Source organism: Aeromonas sp. R2-3 (genome assembly GCF_040908375.1).
In the GTDB taxonomy this organism is placed as follows: domain Bacteria; phylum Pseudomonadota; class Gammaproteobacteria; order Enterobacterales; family Aeromonadaceae; genus Aeromonas; species Aeromonas veronii.
This window is the reverse complement of the sequence record NZ_JBFODP010000021.1, coordinates 88,203-105,827: the sequence shown is the minus strand read 5'-3', so window position 1 is coordinate 105,827 and position 17,625 is coordinate 88,203. Positions and strand designations below refer to the sequence as shown.

The 17,625-nt window shown below is 58.9% G+C and carries 13 protein-coding genes; 6 read left to right on the top strand and 7 right to left on the bottom strand.

Annotation, left to right across the window (positions count from 1 at the left end; genetic code table 11):
- The first annotated feature begins 2 nt into the window (after positions 1-2).
- Positions 3-578: a hypothetical protein gene (locus AB5Z02_RS10280; protein ID WP_005351323.1), complete on the top strand. Its 576-nt coding sequence runs from the start codon at positions 3-5 to the stop codon at positions 576-578.
- A 55-nt stretch (positions 579-633) separates the two neighbouring features.
- Positions 634-4,101, top strand: a complete 3,468-nt coding sequence (gene mfd / locus AB5Z02_RS10275) for a transcription-repair coupling factor (protein ID WP_368215972.1) — start codon at positions 634-636, stop codon at positions 4,099-4,101.
- A 100-nt stretch (positions 4,102-4,201) separates the two neighbouring features.
- On the opposite strand, the gene fbp is transcribed toward mfd, so the two are convergent.
- Positions 4,202-5,236 carry a class 1 fructose-bisphosphatase gene (fbp, locus tag AB5Z02_RS10270; protein ID WP_005336993.1) on the bottom strand — a complete coding sequence of 345 codons (1,035 nt, stop codon included), beginning with the start codon at positions 5,234-5,236 and terminating at the stop codon, positions 4,202-4,204.
- A gap of 383 nt (positions 5,237-5,619) precedes the next feature.
- Between fbp and AB5Z02_RS10265 the strand changes: the two genes are divergently transcribed.
- The gene (locus AB5Z02_RS10265; protein WP_019445875.1) at positions 5,620-7,236 is read left to right on the top strand and encodes a peptide ABC transporter substrate-binding protein; all 1,617 of its coding nucleotides are present in this window, start codon (positions 5,620-5,622) and stop codon (positions 7,234-7,236) included.
- A gap of 103 nt (positions 7,237-7,339) precedes the next feature.
- Here the strand turns inward: AB5Z02_RS10265 and AB5Z02_RS10260 are convergent, their stop codons facing one another.
- The 3 genes from AB5Z02_RS10260 to sixA form a co-directional block, all read right to left on the bottom strand.
- Positions 7,340-8,257 carry a DMT family transporter gene (locus tag AB5Z02_RS10260; RefSeq protein ID WP_100653589.1) on the bottom strand — a complete coding sequence of 306 codons (918 nt, stop codon included), beginning with the start codon at positions 8,255-8,257 and terminating at the stop codon, positions 7,340-7,342.
- A gap of 164 nt (positions 8,258-8,421) precedes the next feature.
- On the bottom strand, positions 8,422-8,628 hold the full coding sequence (locus AB5Z02_RS10255) for a DUF1107 domain-containing protein (protein ID WP_005336998.1): 207 nt from the start codon (positions 8,626-8,628) through the stop codon (positions 8,422-8,424).
- Positions 8,629-8,761: 133 nt separating this feature from the next.
- The gene (sixA, locus tag AB5Z02_RS10250; RefSeq protein WP_021230584.1) at positions 8,762-9,229 is read right to left on the bottom strand and encodes a phosphohistidine phosphatase SixA; all 468 of its coding nucleotides are present in this window, start codon (positions 9,227-9,229) and stop codon (positions 8,762-8,764) included.
- 162 nt (positions 9,230-9,391) lie between these two features.
- On the opposite strand from sixA, the gene AB5Z02_RS10245 reads away from it, so the two are divergent.
- The gene (locus tag AB5Z02_RS10245; RefSeq protein ID WP_075115920.1) at positions 9,392-12,178 is read left to right on the top strand and encodes an insulinase family protein; all 2,787 of its coding nucleotides are present in this window, start codon (positions 9,392-9,394) and stop codon (positions 12,176-12,178) included.
- 331 nt (positions 12,179-12,509) lie between these two features.
- Here AB5Z02_RS10245 and AB5Z02_RS10240 read toward each other — a convergent pair whose 3' ends face one another.
- Positions 12,510-13,157 (bottom strand): thiopurine S-methyltransferase, encoded by a 648-nt coding sequence (locus AB5Z02_RS10240; protein ID WP_005337003.1) that lies wholly within the window; start codon positions 13,155-13,157, stop codon positions 12,510-12,512.
- A gap of 282 nt (positions 13,158-13,439) precedes the next feature.
- The gene (locus AB5Z02_RS10235) at positions 13,440-14,810 is read right to left on the bottom strand and encodes a leucine-rich repeat-containing protein kinase family protein (protein ID WP_368215942.1); all 1,371 of its coding nucleotides are present in this window, start codon (positions 14,808-14,810) and stop codon (positions 13,440-13,442) included.
- A gap of 321 nt (positions 14,811-15,131) precedes the next feature.
- Here AB5Z02_RS10235 and AB5Z02_RS10230 point away from each other — a divergent pair, with 321 nt between their 5' ends.
- Positions 15,132-15,896, top strand: coding sequence for an SDR family oxidoreductase (locus AB5Z02_RS10230; protein ID WP_368215941.1), 765 nt, complete (start codon positions 15,132-15,134; stop codon positions 15,894-15,896).
- Between the two features lie 51 nt (positions 15,897-15,947).
- The gene (locus AB5Z02_RS10225; RefSeq protein ID WP_368215940.1) at positions 15,948-16,775 is read left to right on the top strand and encodes a bifunctional transcriptional activator/DNA repair enzyme AdaA; all 828 of its coding nucleotides are present in this window, start codon (positions 15,948-15,950) and stop codon (positions 16,773-16,775) included.
- Between the two features lie 391 nt (positions 16,776-17,166).
- On the opposite strand, the gene AB5Z02_RS10220 is transcribed toward AB5Z02_RS10225, so the two are convergent.
- Positions 17,167-17,580 (bottom strand): hypothetical protein, encoded by a 414-nt coding sequence (locus AB5Z02_RS10220; RefSeq protein ID WP_194496297.1) that lies wholly within the window; start codon positions 17,578-17,580, stop codon positions 17,167-17,169.
- Between the last annotated feature and the right edge of the window lie 45 nt (positions 17,581-17,625).

Genomic DNA, 17,625 nt, shown 5'->3' with positions numbered 1-17,625 from the left:
CCATGCAGGAACAGTTCTTCAGCGTCACTCATGCCACGCCGGTCAATGTGATCCCCATGCCGGCCGACTTCCACCTCCCCTCTCTGGAGGAGCTGGACGCTGAGCTGCCGGAGCCCTTTCGGATCTCTTCGGCCATTACCTCCATCGATCTGGTGACCACTCGCCTGCTGCGCAACCAGAACGAGTCGATGCACGATCTGATCGAGATCGTCAATCAGCAGTCCCGCAAGATCGACATGATCATGGGCTATGTGCTCTCCCTGCAGGACCATCCGGAGCAGCGCTTCCACACTCTGCGCTTCGGGGCTGGCCAGCTCACCTACCTGCACCCCTATCATGATCACGGTGATGCACCGCATCTGCACCAGATCGTGCGCCTCAAGATCTTCCTGCGGGAAGAGGCGGCCGCCATCTACTGCTATGGCCAGGTCAAACAGCTCGACGGCGGTGAACATGGCACCCATGTGCAGCTCGACTATGTGCGGATCCGCGAAGATGACCGTGAACTGCTGGTTCGTGCCAGCCTCCACGTGCAATCGAAGCAGCTCAAGCTGCGTGCCCAAGAACGTCAGCGCTAACCAGAGCGAACGTCGCGATAGATAACGTCAACGTTAAAAGAATCGAACCATGCCAATGACACTCCCCGCCTTGCCCGCCAAAGCGGGCCAAAAGATCACGCTCGGCCAGCTGGTCGGCAGCAGCCTCTCGCTGATTGCAGCCCGTCTCACCAATGAAGCCAAGGGGCCGGTACTGCTTATCACCGCCGATACCCCGAGCGCCCTGCGCCTGGAGCAGGAGCTACAGTACTTGTTGGCAGACAAGCAGCTAGCCGATCAGTCCGCCCCCGTATTGTTGTTCCCCGATTGGGAGACCCTGCCCTACGACACCTTCTCCCCCCATCAGGACATCATCTCCCAGCGGCTCGAGACTCTCTACAAGCTGCCGCAGATGAGCAAGGGGGTGTTGATTGTCCCCATCTCCACCCTGATGTTGCGCTGCGCCCCCCGGGTCTATCTCGACAAATACAGCCTGATGGTGAAGGCCGGTCAGCGCCTCAATCTGCAACAGCTGCGCGGGCGCCTCGCCGAGGCGGGTTACGTGGCAGTGGATCAGGTGCTGGAACATGGCGAATTTGCCGCTCGCGGCTCCCTGCTCGATCTCTTTCCCATGGGCAGTAGCAGCCCCTATCGCATCGACTTCTTCGACGATGAAGTGGACTCCATCCGCCCGTTCGATCCCGAAACCCAGCGTTCCAGCGAACCGGTCAAGACGGTCAGCCTGCTGCCCGCCCGGGAATACCCTACCGACGAGGCGGCCATCGAGCTGTTTCGCGGCCAGTTCCGCGAGCAGTTCGAGCTGTCGCGGGCCGAGGGTTCCGTCTATCAGGAGGTGAGCAAGGGACGCTGGCCCGCTGGCATCGAGTATTATCTGCCGCTCTTCTTCAACCAGACCGCCAGCCTGTTTGACTACCTGCCGGAAGAGACCCTGCTGCTCACCGTGGGGGATATCTACCCCGCCGCCCAGCGTTTCTGGAACGATATCGGCCAGCGCTATGAAGACAGACGCTGGGACAACACCCGCCCACTACTGCCACCGGCCCAGCTCTATCTGCCGGTGGAGCAGCTCTTTGCCTCTCTGGGCCAATATGGCGCGGTGCGGCTGCAAGAGGCCGCCACTGCGGGCGATGCTGGTCAGCACGATCTGCCTATCTCGGCCCTGCCGGATCTGCAACTCGATCACAGCAAGGAGCAACCCCTGCTGGCGCTCAACCAGTTCCTGCAAGGCTTTGCCGGGCGCACCCTGTTTGCGGTGGAGTCGGAAGGACGGCGTGAGGTGCTCGGCGATCTGCTGGCGCGTATCTCGCTGCAACCTAAAGAGTTCCCCTCCCTCGACGCCTTTATGGCGAGCCCGGATCGCCACGGCCTGCTGGTGGCACCGCTTGAGCGTGGCTTCCTGTGGCAGGAGGTCGGTCAGGATCCATTGGCGCTGATCACCGAGACCGAACTGCTGGGCGGCAAGGTGCGCAGCAAACGGGCGCGAGAGAAGAGCAAAAACTTAAGCTCCGATGCGGTGATCAGAAACCTGGGCGAGCTGACCCAGGGTCAGCCGGTGGTCCATCTGGATCACGGGGTCGGCCGCTATCTGGGGCTCGAAACCATCGACGCCGGTGGTCTGCCCACCGAGTTTTTGACCCTCGAATATGCCGGCGGCGACAAGCTGTTCGTGCCGGTTACCAGTTTGCACCTTATCAGCCGCTACACCGGATCGGATAACCCGCCCAGCCACAAGCTCGGCGGTGAAGCCTGGAGCAAGGCGCGGCGCAAGGCGGCGGAGAAGGTGCGCGACGTGGCAGCCGAGTTGCTGGATGTCTACGCTCATCGCGCCGCTCGCGCCGGTTTTGCCTTCAAGCACGACAAAGAGGCCTATCGCCAATTTGCCGCCAGCTTCCCGTTCGAGGAGACCGACGATCAGCTCAACGCCATCAATGCGGTGCTGGGGGACATGTGTCAGGCCAAGAGCATGGACCGACTGGTGTGCGGCGACGTGGGTTTCGGCAAGACCGAAGTGGCTATGCGGGCGGCGTTTGTGGCCGTGCATGGCGGCAAACAGGTCGCCGTGCTGGTGCCCACCACCCTGCTGGCGCAACAGCACTACGACAACTTCCGCGACCGCTTCGCCAACTGGCCGGTGCGGGTCGAGGTACTGAGCCGCTTCCGCTCCGCCAAGGAGCAGAGCGCTGTGATGAAGGAATTGGCCGAAGGCAAGGTGGATATCATCATCGGCACCCACAAGCTGCTCGGATCCGAACTCACCTTCAAGGATCTGGGACTGCTCATCGTCGATGAGGAGCACAGATTCGGGGTGCGCCAGAAGGAGAAGATCAAGGCGCTGCGGGCCGATGTGGATATCCTCACTCTCACCGCCACCCCTATTCCGCGCACCCTCAATATGGCGATGTCCGGCATGCGGGATCTCTCCATCATCGCCACTCCGCCCGCCAAGCGGCTCGCCATCAAGACCTTTGTCCGCCAGCACGAACCGGCAGTGGTACGCGAGGCGGTACTGCGGGAACTCAAGCGTGGCGGTCAGGTTTACTATCTGCACAACGATGTCGAGAGCATCGAGAAGTGCGCAGCCGACCTGGCGGAGCTGGTGCCAGAGGCCCGCATCGGCATCGCCCACGGCCAGATGCGCGAGCGCGACCTTGAGCGGATCATGTCCGACTTCTACCACCAGCGCTTCAACCTGCTGGTCTGCACCACCATCATCGAGACCGGCATCGACGTGCCGAGCGCCAACACCATCATCATGGATCGGGCGGATCATCTCGGTCTGGCCCAGTTGCACCAGCTGCGGGGTCGGGTTGGCCGCTCTCACCATCAGGCCTATGCCTACCTGCTCACCCCCCATCCCAAGCTGATGACCAAGGATGCGGCCAAGCGGCTGGAGGCGATCGCGTCGCTTGAAGATCTCGGCGCCGGTTTTGCGCTGGCGACCCACGATCTGGAGATCCGTGGCGCAGGCGAACTGCTCGGCGACGATCAGAGCGGCCAGATTGAATCGGTCGGCTTCACCCTCTATATGGAGATGCTGGAGCAGGCGGTCGAGGCACTGAAAAATGGCAAGGAGCCATCGCTGGAGCAGCTGATGAGCCAGCACACCGAGGTGGAGCTGCGCCTGCCTGCGCTGCTGCCGGATGACTATATTCCGGACGTCAACATGCGCCTCTCCATGTACAAGCGGATCGCCAGCGCGGCAGACGAGCAGGAGCTGCGGGAGCTGAAAGTGGAGCTGATCGACCGCTTTGGCCTCTTGCCGGAGGCAACCAAAACCCTGCTGGAGCTGGCCGCCTTCCGCCAGCGTGCCACCGCCCTTGGCATTCGCCGGGTGGAGATGAGCGAGCGCGGTGGCTATCTCGACTTCACCCAGGAGACCAAGGTCAATCCGGCCTATCTGGTCAAGCTGCTCTCCAGCCAGCCAAGGGTCTACAAGATGGATGGGCCGACTCGGCTGCGTTTCCAGGTGCCGACCCAGGATCGCGCCATGCGCCTGAAACTGGTGGATGGTTTGCTGGCTGATCTGGCCAACAACAGCCTGTGAATCTCTGCAACGCTAGCGGCGAGCCAGACAGATAACGCCAACTAAAACGGGAGCCATACCGGCTCCCGTTTTTTATTTGCTATCTGACTACTGCGTACGTTCAGCCCTGGTTGGCTGGATCCTCATGGGCGGAGAACTCGCGCATAAAGGCCTCGGCCCGCTCCACCATCTTGGTCGAGCCAACAAAGTAAGGGGTACGCTGGTGCAGCGCGGTGGGCTGGATATCCATGATCCGGCCAAAACCGTCGGAGGCCTTGCCACCAGCCTGCTCTACCAGAAACGCCATCGGGTTGCACTCATAGAGCAGCCGCAGCTTGCCGTTCGGGGAGTTGGTGCCGGACGGATAGATGTAGATGCCGCCCTTGAGCAGGTTGCGATGGAAATCGGAAACCAGGGAGCCGATATAGCGGGAGGTGTAAGGTCTGTGGGTCGCTTCGTCGCGCTCCTGGCAATATTTGAGGTACTTCTTCACCCCGTCCGGGAACTTGATGTAGTTGCCCTCGTTGATGGAGTAGATCTTGCCCTCTTCCGGAATGCGGATGTTCTCGTGGGAGAGGCAGAAGCAGCCGATGGAAGGATCGTAGGTAAAGCCGTTAACGCCAAAGCCGGTGGTGTAGACCAGCATGGTGGAGGAGCCGTAGACCACATAACCGGCGGCGACCTGACGGTTGCCCGGTTGCAGAAAGTCCTCCAGCGTCACCGGCGAACCCTGCGGGCTCAAACGGCGGTAGATGGAGAAGATGGTCCCGACCGAGACGTTGACGTCGATATTGGAGGAGCCATCGAGCGGGTCGATCAGCACCACATACTTGGAGTTTTTGGAGAGCGGCGAGTCAAAGGCGACGAAGTCCTCTTCCTCTTCCGAAGCCATGCCGCACACCTCGCCGCGCGCTTCCAGCGCCGCCTTGAAGCGTTCGTTGGCGTAGACATCCAGCTTCTGCTGCACCTCGCCCTGTACGTTTTCAGCGCCCATGGAACCGATGATATCCGCCAGTCCCGCCTTGTTGATCTCCCGGTTCACCACCTTGGCAGCAAGGCGGATCGAGCTGAGCAACGAGGTCAGCTCGCCGGTCGCGGTAGGATAATCCGCCTGCTTTTTGACGATGAACTCACCCATGGTGATCATGTTTCGCATTTTTGTTCCTTTAGATCGCATCCGTTGGCATTGAAAACGTTTGCAGGCATCGGCAAAAAAAAATGCCGATCACCGGCGGCCTTGATTTGTAACCTAATGTAACGTCTGTTTTTTGTTTTTGCAGCGAATTAAGCGGCCTATTAAATAGGCTATTTCGCCTCATGTTATGGTAAAAGGCGCGTTTTATTCGGTTTCAATCGATAACTTTCGGCCTCTTAATTCGTGGCAATAACCTGTGGCAAGCCATGAGCTGACTGGCCTTGAGTCATTAAAGATGGAGTCTGATGGGCCTGCCGTCCCCTCAGCCATTGCCTCTTGAGATCCGATCGCCAATCCAGCACACTGATTTCGCTTTGGAAGCAAATAAAACTCAAGGATTATCAATGAACAAGACTCTCATTGCCGGCATGGTAGCCGGACTGTTTGCCCTTCCCGCCTGGGCTGCCCAGGTGCCTGCCGGTACCAAGCTGCTGCCGGATGCCCAACAAATCTACGTGACCAATATCGGCACCGAACCCACCACCATCGACCCCCAGCTGGTAGAAGAGACCGCCGGTAGTGCCATCGTCAACGATCTGTTTGAAGGGCTCTATGAGCTGGATAATACCGGCAAGATCAAGCCAGCAGGTGCCGTCAGCTACGACATTGACAAGACAGGTACCGTCTACACCTTCAAGCTGAGGCCCGAGGCCAAGTGGTCAAACGGTGAACCGGTCACCGCCGCCGATTATGTCTACGGCTGGCAACGGGCGGCCGATCCCAAGACGGCCTCCAACTACGCCTGGTTTATCGAGTTGACCGGAGTGGTCAATGCAAGCGAGGTGACCCAGGGCAAGAAGAGCCCGTCAGAGCTCGGGATCAAGGCGCTCGATGACCACACCCTGCAGGTCACCCTGAAAAATCCGGTCCCCTTCTTCCTGAAGACGCTTGCCCACTACACCACGTTCCCGGCCCCCAAGGCCACCATTGAAAAGTTCGGTAAGGATTGGGTCAAACCGGGCAATATCGTCTCCAACGGTGCCTTTGTGCTCAAGGAATGGACCCCCAACGAGCGGCTGAGTGCCGAGCGCAATACCCACTACTGGAACAACCAGCATACCGTCCTGAACAAGGTGGTCTATCTGGAGATCGTCTCGGAAACCGCCGCCTACAACCGCTATCGCACCGGTGAACTGCACTACACCACTTATCCGCTGGAGCAGTACAAACAGCTCAAGAGCAAGAGCCCGGAAGAACTGGTCAGCGTCCCCACGCTGGCCAGCTATTACTATGTCTTCAATACCCAGCGCAAACCGTTCGATGACCCGAAAGTACGCAAGGCGCTCTCGCTCGCTATCGACCGAGAGACCATCACCGACAAGATCCTGGGACAGGGACAAATTGCCGCATATAGCTTCACGCCCCCCATTGTGGACGGTTTTGAATTGAAAAAACCGGCCAGCCAGCTGCAGAGCAAAGAGGAGCGGATCAAGCAAGCCAAAGCCCTGTTGGCCGAAGCGGGATATGGCCCGGACAAGCCACTCACAGTGGACATTCTCTACAACACCAACGAGAGCCACAAAAAGATTGCGCTGGCCGTCTCCTCCATGTGGAAACACAACCTGGGGGTCACTGCCACCCTCAACAACATGGAGTGGAAGACCATGGTCTCGGCACTCAACGAGGGGGATTTCGGGGTTAGCCGCTATGGCTGGAACGGGGACTATAACGATGCCTCCACCTTCCTCGATATCATGACCTCCAGCAGCAGTGCCAACAGCGGCAAGTGGTTCAACAAGGAGTACGACGCCCTGCTGGCCAAGGCCCACGACTCGCTGGATCCCGCTGAACGCAATGCCCTGTATCAACAGGCAGAGGCACTCATTGATGCGGATGCCCCCATCGCCCCCATCTATTTCTCGGTCAAATCAAGGTTGCTCAAGCCTTTCGTGAAAGGCTATCCCCACCTTAACCCGCAGGATGTGGTCTACAGCAAGGAGCTCTATCTGGTTGCCCAGTAACCGGCTAGGAAGATGTAACCATAAAAAAGCGCCTGCATTGCTGCAGGCGCTTTTCATTGGCGGCCAAGCAGGCCATTGGGCCTACTTACACCTTCACGCAAGATTACTCTTCGGGACAGGGTGCCAACACCACCCGACGGCGACCCATCACCACCGGACGCACCAGCAGCTGTGCCAGCAAGACACCCAGCAGGGTCAGACCGCCCCCGATCAGGTGATAGCTGGTCAACCGCTCACCCAGCAGGGTGATGGCAAGGCCAGCCGTCATCACCGGCAGCAGGTTCATAAAGATGGCGGTACGGTTGGCACCGAGCAGGGCGATACCCTGCATCCAGAGCCAGGGCGAAAGCGCCGAAGTGGGGATACCGGCATAGAGGATCAGCCACAGGGCCCGGCCATCCGGCCACTGGCCATCCATCAGCAAAAAGAAGGGGGTCAGGATCACCACACTGCAGATCACCTGACCGTAGAGCAGCGACCAGTTGTCGAGCCCCAGATCCCACTTCTTGAGCAGCACGCTGTAAAGGGCATAAGTACCGGCCGAGATCAGCATATAGACAGAGCCGATATGAATGCCTTGGGTAAACAGCCGGGTCGGATCCCCCTGCCCCAGCAAGATAGACAAGCCGAGGATGGAGAGCAGCGCCCCCAGCACGGCGCCCCAGGTGGGCCGCTCGCGCAGCAGCCAGATACTGAACAGCACGGTCAGCAGCGGCGTCAGTCCCATCATCAACCCCATCTCGGTAGCCCCTAGGGTTTGCGCCGCGTAGTACCCAAAAGTCTGGTTGAGCACCATGCCCAGCGAGGCGAGCATGGCGATCTGCCAAAGGCCAGCGCGCAGACGGGCACGCGCACGCCATACCCGACGGGCCAGAAACGGGCTTAATACCAACGCAGCCACCACCCAGCGCGACCAGGCCAAGGCTGCCGGGGACAACACACCAACCGCCAGTTTGCTGACGATGCCATTGCCAGCCCAGATGGCAATGCAGGAGAAGGGAAACAGAAAGGCAAGGGGCATGAGAGGATCCAGACCGAAGAGACAACAGCGGGCCAGTATAGAGGGCGATGGGAGAGAAACAAAGGTGTGGGCCTGAACAGCCACGCGGTGAACGCCAGCCGCCAGAAACAAATATGCCCGCAAAAGTGCGGGCATATCAGTGCAGAAACAGGTTCAGAAGCGCATCACGCGGCATCCATGTGCAGTCTGGAGATCAGCTCGTTGACCTCGGTGACTGTCTGGCGATGGGGAATATCCGCCGGATTCGGCATCAGCAACAAACCGGATTGGAAATCAAACCGCCCCCGACCATGGATGTAAATCCGACCTTTAAAGAAGGTTTTGACATGCTTTGCCACCATCAGTGGCAGGTACTTCTTGAACACTCTCATCGTTTGCAACCTCTTGCAGTTGTATCCGTATGACAGCAGCTTCTGCGAATTAATTCCGTAAAATATTTATAAAAATCCGGAAAACTCGCCCATCTCTTCCCAAAAAATTCAATCTATAACTTTTTATTAACTTTTAGCCTATTGTATGCGGCCCTTCGAGCCAGAGCAAGGCTCCTTTGCCATCGTGCCACTCGATACAAGCGATCCCCGAGGTGGCGAACATGGGTGCTCCTGCTGCCGGGCAGAGGCTTTGCACCAGATAACCCACCAGCGGCAGATGGCTGACCATCAGGATCTGGTCATGTTGTTCAGCCAGAGTGGTGAGGTAGCTGGCCACGAAAGCGGGATCACCGTACGGGGTAATGTCGCCACTCTCTTCAACGGCTGCTGCGTCAGGTAATTCACTGCATATGGCTTGCCAGGTCTGGCGTGCCCGCAGATAGTTGCTGTGGATCACCCGATCCAGCGGGCCAATCAGCTGAGGCGCCAGCCAGCGGGCCATCTGGATAGACTCTTCAATACCCTGCTCGGTCAATGGACGCTGTTCATCTGTTTTCGCATTCATGCCAGCCTGGCCATGACGCATGATATAGATCTTCATTACAACCTCGCCCAACGGGCCTGTTTTGATAGCCGGGGGATCTTACCCCGCCACGGGTGTGGAAACAATTGCGCTACCTCTCAGAAAAGGGTTTGCCTGACGGGATAGCGGGGTCGATAATCATGTTTAAATTCAAATAAATCCAACGTGAGTCACACGCCAATGAGCCCATATGCCAGTCCCAATGACCATCGGCAATACCATTTTCTGGAGCTGGCCAACCGGCTCAGGGTCTTGTTGATTTGTGATCCCGACACCGACAAATCCGCCGCTTCTCTGGCGGTCAATACCGGCCATTTTGACGATCCCGCCGACCGGCAGGGAATGGCCCATTTTCTGGAGCACATGCTGTTTCTCGGCACCTGCACCTACCCCAAGCCTGGTGAGTACCAGCAATTTATGAGCCGTCATGGCGGCAGCAACAACGCCTGGACCGGTACCGAGTTCACCAACTTCTTCTTCGAGATCGACAACGGCTTCTTCGAAGCGGGGCTGGATCGCTTCTCCCAGTTCTTTATCTGCCCCACCTTTGATCCGGAGTGGGTGGACAAGGAGCGCAACGCGGTCGACTCCGAGTATCGCCTCAAACTGCAGGACGACATGCGCCGCAGCTATCAGGTACATAAAGAGACAGTCAACCCGGCGCACCCCTTCTCCAAGTTCTCGGTGGGCAACCTCGATACCCTGGCTGATCTACCGGGACGGGATCTGCGCTCCGACCTTATCCGTTTTTACGAAAGCCACTACAGCGCGGATCGCATGGCGCTGGTGATGATCTCGCCGGAATCCATCGATACCCAGTTGCAGTGGTGCTGTCGCTACTTTGCTCCCATTTTGAATCGCAATTTGGGAACCCCGACTCTCACCATGCCACTCTACCGGCTCGACGATCTCGGCGTGCGCATCCACATCAATCCGGTCAAGGAGACCCGCAAGCTGTCGCTCAGCTTCCCCTTGCCCAATGTGGACGAGTTTTACGACAAAAAGCCCCTCACCTTCCTGAGCCATCTGATTGGTTATGAGGGGGATGGCAGCCTGCTCTCTCTGCTCAAGGCGAAAGGCTGGGTCAACCAGCTCTCGGCGGGCGGTGGCATCAGCGGCGCCAACTTCAAGGATTTTGGCGTCAACTTCGGCCTCACACCTCTGGGCCTTGAGCATGTGGACGACATCCTCGCCGCCCTGTTTGGCTATCTGAAACTGATTGGCTGCGAAGGGCTGCAGAGCTGGCGCTATGACGAAAAACGGACCGTGCTCGAATCGGCGTTCCGTTTTCAGGAGCGCGGCCGCCCCCTCGATACGGTGTCGGGGTTGGTGCTCAACCTCTTTAGCTACAAACCTGAGGATCTGCTCTACGGCGACTACATGATGCGCGAATATGACGAGGGGCTGATCCGCCGCTTCCTCGCCAAGCTCACCCCGCACAATTTGCGTATCACCATCACTGCGCCGGAAGTGGCGACCGATCGGCTGGCCCGCTGGTATCAGACCCCCTACAGCGTGGCGACTATTACCGAGGCCGAGAAAATTCGCTGGCAGCAGAGCGAGCCGGATCCGGCGCTGGCGCTGCCCAAGCCCAACCCCTTTATCAGCAGTAGACTCGATCCGCGCACACCCGAGCTTGCCGCCGACATGCCCGCCTGCCTTATCGATCGCCCCGGTTTTCGCCTCTGGCACCTCCATGAGCACCTGTTCAGCGTGCCCAAGGGCAATCTCTACATCTCCATCGACAGCGAACATGCTGTCAAAAATCCGCGCAATATCGCCATGGCGCGCCTCGCCGTGGAGCTGTTGGCCGACCATCTCAACGCCCTCACCTATCCGGCGGAGCTGGCGGGGCTGGGCTATCAGATCTATGCCCATCAGGGGGGCTTTACCATCAACCTGAGCGGTTTTGCCGACAAGCAGCCGCTGTTGCTCGACATGATCCTCGGCAACCGCACCCTGGGGTATCCGGATCCTGGTCGCTTCGCCGAGATCAAGGAGCAGCTCATCCGCAACTGGGACAACCAGTCCAAGGCGCGCCCCATCTCCCAGCTCTTTAACCAGCTCACCAGCCTGTTGCAACCGAACAACCCGCCGTTCGAGCAGTTGCTGCGCCACCTGCGCACCGTCGAGCTGGAGGAGATGCCCGGCTTCGTGGCCCAGCTGTTTGGCGAGGTGCATGTCGAGGCGCTGGTGCATGGCGACTGGACTGCCGCCGAAGCGCTGGAGCTGGCCGCCCTGATGGAGCGCCACCTGAGCGATATCAATGGCACCAGCAGCAAGCCGAGCGGCGAGACCCGCCGCCCGCTCATCTCCATTCAGGACAGAGGCACCCTTATTCGCGAGCAGGGTTGCGATCACGAAGACTCGGCACTGCTGGTCTACTACCAGTCCCGCACCACCCGGGCGCGGGATCTCGCCTGCTTTACCCTGGCGAACCACATCATGTCCTCCACCTTCTTCCACGAGCTGCGCACCCGCCAGCAACTGGGTTATGTGGTGGGCGCCGGTAACCTGCCCCTCAATCGCCATCCGGGGCTGATTTTCTATATCCAGTCGCCGGTGGCGGGGCCGCAGATCCTGCTCGATGCGGTGGAGGAGTTTATCGACCTCTTCCCGCTCGCCATGCTCGAATTTACCGAGCAGCAGTGGCAGGAGAGCAAGGCGGGGCTGCAAGCCCAGCTCAGCGAGCGGGATGCCAATCTGCGCAGTCGCGGCCAGCGGTTGTGGGTCAGTATTGGCAACAAGGACCTGGGGTTCGATCAGCGGGAGCGGGTCTGCGACGAGGTGGGCAAGTTGAGCCGCGCCGACCTGGTGCGCTTTATCACCCAGCTGCGATCGCGCACCTCCGATCGGCTGATCCTCTGCAGCTATGGTCAGGGGCACGAACATGACGAGCGGATCACCGGCCAGTTTATCGACGATCCACGGGCATTTCGGCTCAATGCCGCCACCTTCGAGGCCTGATCAGGCCTCGACATCCCCCGTTTTTCCTGCCCACGGCAAATAGCAGACAATAAAAAGCCGACCCATCAGGGTCGGCTGGAAAAACCATAACAATTGCGACCAAAGCCGCCAAAAGTGAACATGAGCGTGAAAATCAGACACTGAGTTGCTGATCAGCAAGCGGGAAAGACCCGATACTCGCTTTGCAATGCCAACAGTGATTGAGAAACAGCCTCATATTAGGCACTCCCCCCATCAGTCACGTTGATCTACGTCAAAGGAGGTAGCGAAGAGCTTGCAGCTCGATGATTTGTCGGCGCAGATCACCCTTTGACTGCCCGTTAGCTGCCCGTTAACCACGGCGAACCAGCCGGTAGGCCACCTCATCGAAGTAGGAGAGCTGACCCGACAGCACCCGCGGGTGATCCACCTCGGCGGCGCGCCCCAGCACCTCGATACGAAAATCGCGCTCAAACAGGGCTCGCACCTCCATCTCACCCACCGAGAAGGGGGGCTGACTCTGCTGCTCCGGCTGATATTCAAGGGTCACCAGCAGGATCTGGCCGCCGGTCTCGACCAGCGAACTGATCAGGGCTGCATACTGGCGGCGCATCGCGGTCGGCAAGGCGATCAGCGCCGCGCGGTCATAGACCAGCCTGTAACGGCGACCCAGACTGGGGGCGGCGAAAAAATCCCCCTGAAAAATGCGCAGGCTGTCCACCTGATGGCACTGATAAGGGCCCACCTCGCTCACGGTCGCGGCGAGCTGGTTTTCACTGAAGAACTGGCTGACGGCAAGGCTCGATAGCTCGAAACCGTCGACCGGATGGCCCTGAGCGCTCAGCCAGAGCATGTCGCGGGATTTGCCACACAGGGGAACCAGCACCGGCTCGTCCGCTTGCTGGGCTGACCACCAGGATTGCAGCCAGTGGTTGAAGTCCGCCTGATGAAAGCCAATCCGGTTCTCTTCCCAACGCTGATGCCAAAACGCAGCTTCCATCGTTATTACCCTTCTGTACTAAAGATGCCTCAATATCACAACTTAACCGGCACCGCGCAACCCTCTGCCCTTCCCTTTTTGCCACGCTGCCTCTGCGTGTTATCGGGCGAATGGCGGGACGTCACCTTTCCGTGCGCCTCGCTGTCGCAATGGGCGCTATTGGCTGTGCTTATGACGGGCAGAGGTATACCAACCCATGCAAAACGTCATGGGTGTATGGCGATGAATGAATAAAATGAATGACGTTGGCAGGCCAAAACGTGCCTGCCAACGCCAGAAAGATCACGACAGCGTGGCGCGAGCGGCCGCCAGCTGACGCTCGATATAAGCAAAATCGGGACGATCGGCGGGGAGTTCCGAGAGGCAGGCCGCTTTGAGCTGATGCAACCCATCAAGCGGTGAGTCTTGCGTATCGCAATGGGCCAACAGCTCCTCCAGCAAGCAACCAAAGGCGCGCACTTCCAGTCGCTCAAGGCCCACGGCCCGCTCGCGGTTGCTGCGGCCATATAAGGAAGCGGCGCCAAAATCCCCCAGCAGGGCGTGGGCCGGGGCGCCAGGCTCACGGGCAAAGAGGATATTGTGGCCGTAGAGATCCCCGTGCATGATGCCCGCGCGGTGCAGATGGCCCGCCACCGAGGCGATGCCATGGGCCATCGCCAGCGCATCCGGCACACTCAGATGCAGATCCTCGGGATAGACATCCCGGGTGCAGGAGTCCAGGCTCGGCGGCCCCGCCATGTTGATAAAATCTGGGTCTATCAGCGCCATTACCAGCGCCGGAATGCCGGAGGGGTGATCCGCCACCTTGCCTATCACCTTGATAAGGTTGGGATGAGTGCCCGCCGCCAGCGATGCCGCCATCTCGCAGCGGGGAAGCCCGTCGCTGGTCACCGCCCCCTTGAACAGCTTGACCGCCACCTGACTGTCATCGCCTCTGTCGCTCGCCTGAGTCACTTCATCTGCAGGATTACCCACAAGGGTGGCGCGATGGATAACGCCGGATGCTCCCTGCCCCAGCAGCTCGCCCAGCGCCAGCGTCTCCCAGGCAATCGGCGTGACATGGGCATCATCGATGGCCCGCGCCTCCTCCCCTTCGCTAAAGGGGTTGCCGGAGTAGGCAAGCCATGAAAGGCGAGGCAGCGACAGCAGCCACTCGGGGAAGCGTTCGATGCGGTTGGCGGCGATACGCAGCAGCTCCAGATTGCGGCAGTTGGCAAGACTTGCGGGCAGCTCGCGCAGGCGGTTGCCCGCCAGCATCAGCTTTTGCAGAGCGTCGCACTGGCCCAGCTCGTCCGGCAGACTTTCAATCTGGTTATCGGTCAGGATCAACCAGCGCAAACCGGCGGGCAGCGCCCTGGCCGAGACGGTGGCAATCCGGTTGGCCTTAAAACCCACCATAGTAAGCGCCGGACAGCGTCCCAGCACCTCGGGCAGCTCGGTAAAGCGGTTCTCGGAGCAGAAGATAATGCGCAGTTTGCTGAACCCGGCCAGCTCGTCAGGGAGTGCGCTTAGCTGGTTGCCGGTCAAATCCAGCACCTCCAGCGTCTCTTTCAGGCTCAAAATCTCGCTGGGGAACTCCGTCAGGTTTTCACAAAGCTTCAAATGGCGGGCACAGCACAGTTCACCTGCGCGCAGCTGTTCCAGAGTATGCATAACCGTTTCTCAATCCTGATGATCTGCCTGATGGCACAGTGACCATCAACGCGCGCCGAACCTGGATCCGGCGATTTTAAAGGGGGGCATTATAAAGAATTTGGGGCGCAGTTCGCCCCTTTTGTTGCCGCGAAGGCCTGTTTCGACATGTAGCAAAACGACTTGGGGACAAAGAGAGCAAGATTCGGGTCGTCCCGGCGAGGAGCGGTTGCCATAGTGGGGGCCAAACCCAAGTCGGTTGGAACCTATTGGGGTTCCAATCCACAACCAACCCTGTGAGCCACTTAGCTGGCGCACAACACACTCAGCGAGGGAACTGCCATGTCATTACTGTCCAACAAGGTCGCCATCATCACCGGCGCCAGCTCCGGCATCGGTCGCGCCAGCGCCATCCTGTTTGCCCGCGAAGGGGCCTGCGTCGTCGTCGGCGCCCGCCGCCAGCCCGAACTGGATCTGCTGGTGGAGGAGATCCGCCATGAGGGGGGCCAGGCGGTAAGTCTGGCGGGAGATGTGAAAAGCGAGAGTTACGCCCGCGACCTTGTTGATCTCGCGCTAACCCGTTTCGGCGGGCTCGATATCGCCTTCAACAACGCAGGTACCACAGGCACGCCGGGCAGCGTAGAGGAGCTTGAACTGACGCAGTGGCAGGAAATTCTGGATACCAACCTCACCAGCGCCTTTGTGGGAGCCAAGTACCAGATCCCCGCCATGCTGGCGCGTGGCGGCGGCTCGCTTATTTTTACCTCTACCTTTGTCGGCCATACCCTGGGGCTGCCCGGCATGGCGGCCTATGCGGCGAGCAAGGCAGGCCTCATTGGCCTGACCCGGGTGCTGGCTGCCGAGTATGGGGCACAAGGGGTGCGGGTCAACGCCCTGCTGCCGGGGGGTACCGACACCCCCATGGGGCGGGCTTTTGCCAATACGCCAGAGAGCCTCGCCTTTGTGCAGAATATGCATGCCCTCAAACGGCTGGCCCAACCGGAGGAGATCGCCCGCTCGGCCCTTTATCTCGTGTCCGATGCATCCAGCTTTACCACCGGCATTGCGCTGCTGGCCGATGGTGGGGTATCAATTTGTCGCACATGACCTTGTCGCCCCCAAGACCCTGCGACCGCAAACTTATCGTGAGAGCGCCTTATGTCTGATTACGCCCGCATCGCCGATGCCATCCGTTTTATCGCAAGTCAGGTGGAGCGCCAGCCCACTCTGGACGAGATAGCGGCGCATGTTCACTTAAGTCCCTTTCACTTCCAGCGGCTGTTCAGCCGCTGGGCCGGAGTGACGCCCAAACGCTATCTGCAGGTGCTGACCCTGGAGCGGGCCAAGGCGCTGCTGCAGGAGTCGCGTCCGCTGCTTGAGGTGGCCGATACCCTGGGCCTTAGTAGCGGCTCGCGGCTCTACGATCACTTCGTGCAGCTCGAAGCGGTGACGCCGGGCGAGTACAAGCAGCGCGGGGCCGGGTTGGTTATCGATCACGGGGTGCACGACACCCCTTTCGGTCAGGCATTCGTCGCCCTGACCCAACGGGGGGTGTGCAACTTCTCGTTTCTCGATGACCAGACCCCAGAGACGCCGCTGGCCGCCCTCGCCCACAGCTGGCCTGAGGCAACGCTGCAAGAAGCGCCATCACGCACCCAAGGGGTCATCAACACCATGTTCGATGGCAGCAAGGCGCCGGATCGCCCCATCTCCTTGCACGTGAGCGGTACCAACTTTCAGATCAGCGTCTGGCGGGCGCTGCTGCAGATCCCGCCCGCCAAGGTGGTGAGCTACGCCCAGGTGGCGAGCGCCGTCGGCAACCCCAAAGCCGCCCGCGCCGTGGGGCTGGCGGTGGGCGCCAACCCCGTCGCCTTGATGATCCCCTGCCACCGGGTCATCCAGCAAAACGGCAAACTCGGCGGCTATCACTGGGGCGAGACCCGCAAACAGGCGATCCACGCCTGGGAAGCGGCGAGGTATGAGTAAAGGTGGCTTTTTTCAGCCCGCCTGATGAGGAAAACAGGCATCTTGGTAGTGAGTCAGCAGACAATCAGGCAACGCCGGACAAGCGGGCGGCGATATAAAACGGGGAGATCAGAAGAATCGGGGCGCAGATCGCCCCTTTTGTTGCTTTGGCAAGGCATGGCGCTCAGCCGCCCCCCCAGCGAATTGACGAATAGACGTAGGGTGCAATAAGCGCAGCGCACTGCACCGTTTGCTGAGTATTTCTCATTCAAGGGAGCAGAGATTAAATTAGCGGTGCAATTTCATTGCACCCAACAGCATTAGGCTATGGTAATGCTTGGCAAAATTTGAGTAAAGAAGCAGAACTTAGTCAAAATTTAGCAGTCTCACTTGAACGGCTTGTTATGTGTCCTTAATACTTGGTAGCTTTTATCAGTGGTGCACCATTTCCTTTTGTAATATCGAGAATTTCACAAGTTATACGATAAAACTTGGGTAAAATACCAGGAACATTTTTATATGCACCATGATCATTCAGCGACCTTATATCAGGAAACTCACCCCAACGGTTTTTGTTGGTTATATATTTATTGGCCTCTTTTTGACTTTTAAAGCCTTGAATATTATAAATATTCATATAACTTTTTATTTGTTCTATTTCATTGTTAGACAAACTATATTTATTTGCGATATCAGTGTAATCAAATAGCGCCAGCCGAGATTTAACAGAACTATCATGGCCGTACACTGCCAGCCAATCATCCATAAAATCTGGATCACTAGCGCATCCTCCAAATGCTTCACAAAAATCCTGATAATCACTCATCTAGCTATTCCTACAGCATATTAAAAATATGTACATAACGATTAA

Coding starts and splice junctions, on each gene's coding strand:
- AB5Z02_RS10260 (WP_100653589.1), bottom strand. CDS start 8,257: ATGCCCCTTGCCTTTCTGTTTCCCTTCTCCTGCATTGCCATCTGGGCT.
- AB5Z02_RS10235 (WP_368215942.1), bottom strand. CDS start 14,810: ATGCATACTCTGGAACAGCTGCGCGCAGGTGAACTGTGCTGTGCCCGC.
- AB5Z02_RS10255 (WP_005336998.1), bottom strand. CDS start 8,628: ATGAGAGTGTTCAAGAAGTACCTGCCACTGATGGTGGCAAAGCATGTC.
- AB5Z02_RS10265 (WP_019445875.1), top strand. CDS start 5,620: ATGAACAAGACTCTCATTGCCGGCATGGTAGCCGGACTGTTTGCCCTT.
- AB5Z02_RS10240 (WP_005337003.1), bottom strand. CDS start 13,157: ATGGAAGCTGCGTTTTGGCATCAGCGTTGGGAAGAGAACCGGATTGGC.
- sixA (WP_021230584.1), bottom strand. CDS start 9,229: ATGAAGATCTATATCATGCGTCATGGCCAGGCTGGCATGAATGCGAAA.
- AB5Z02_RS10280 (WP_005351323.1), top strand. CDS start 3: ATGCAGGAACAGTTCTTCAGCGTCACTCATGCCACGCCGGTCAATGTG.
- mfd (WP_368215972.1), top strand. CDS start 634: ATGACACTCCCCGCCTTGCCCGCCAAAGCGGGCCAAAAGATCACGCTC.
- fbp (WP_005336993.1), bottom strand. CDS start 5,236: ATGCGAAACATGATCACCATGGGTGAGTTCATCGTCAAAAAGCAGGCG.
- AB5Z02_RS10225 (WP_368215940.1), top strand. CDS start 15,948: ATGTCTGATTACGCCCGCATCGCCGATGCCATCCGTTTTATCGCAAGT.
- AB5Z02_RS10245 (WP_075115920.1), top strand. CDS start 9,392: ATGAGCCCATATGCCAGTCCCAATGACCATCGGCAATACCATTTTCTG.
- AB5Z02_RS10220 (WP_194496297.1), bottom strand. CDS start 17,580: ATGAGTGATTATCAGGATTTTTGTGAAGCATTTGGAGGATGCGCTAGT.
- AB5Z02_RS10230 (WP_368215941.1), top strand. CDS start 15,132: ATGTCATTACTGTCCAACAAGGTCGCCATCATCACCGGCGCCAGCTCC.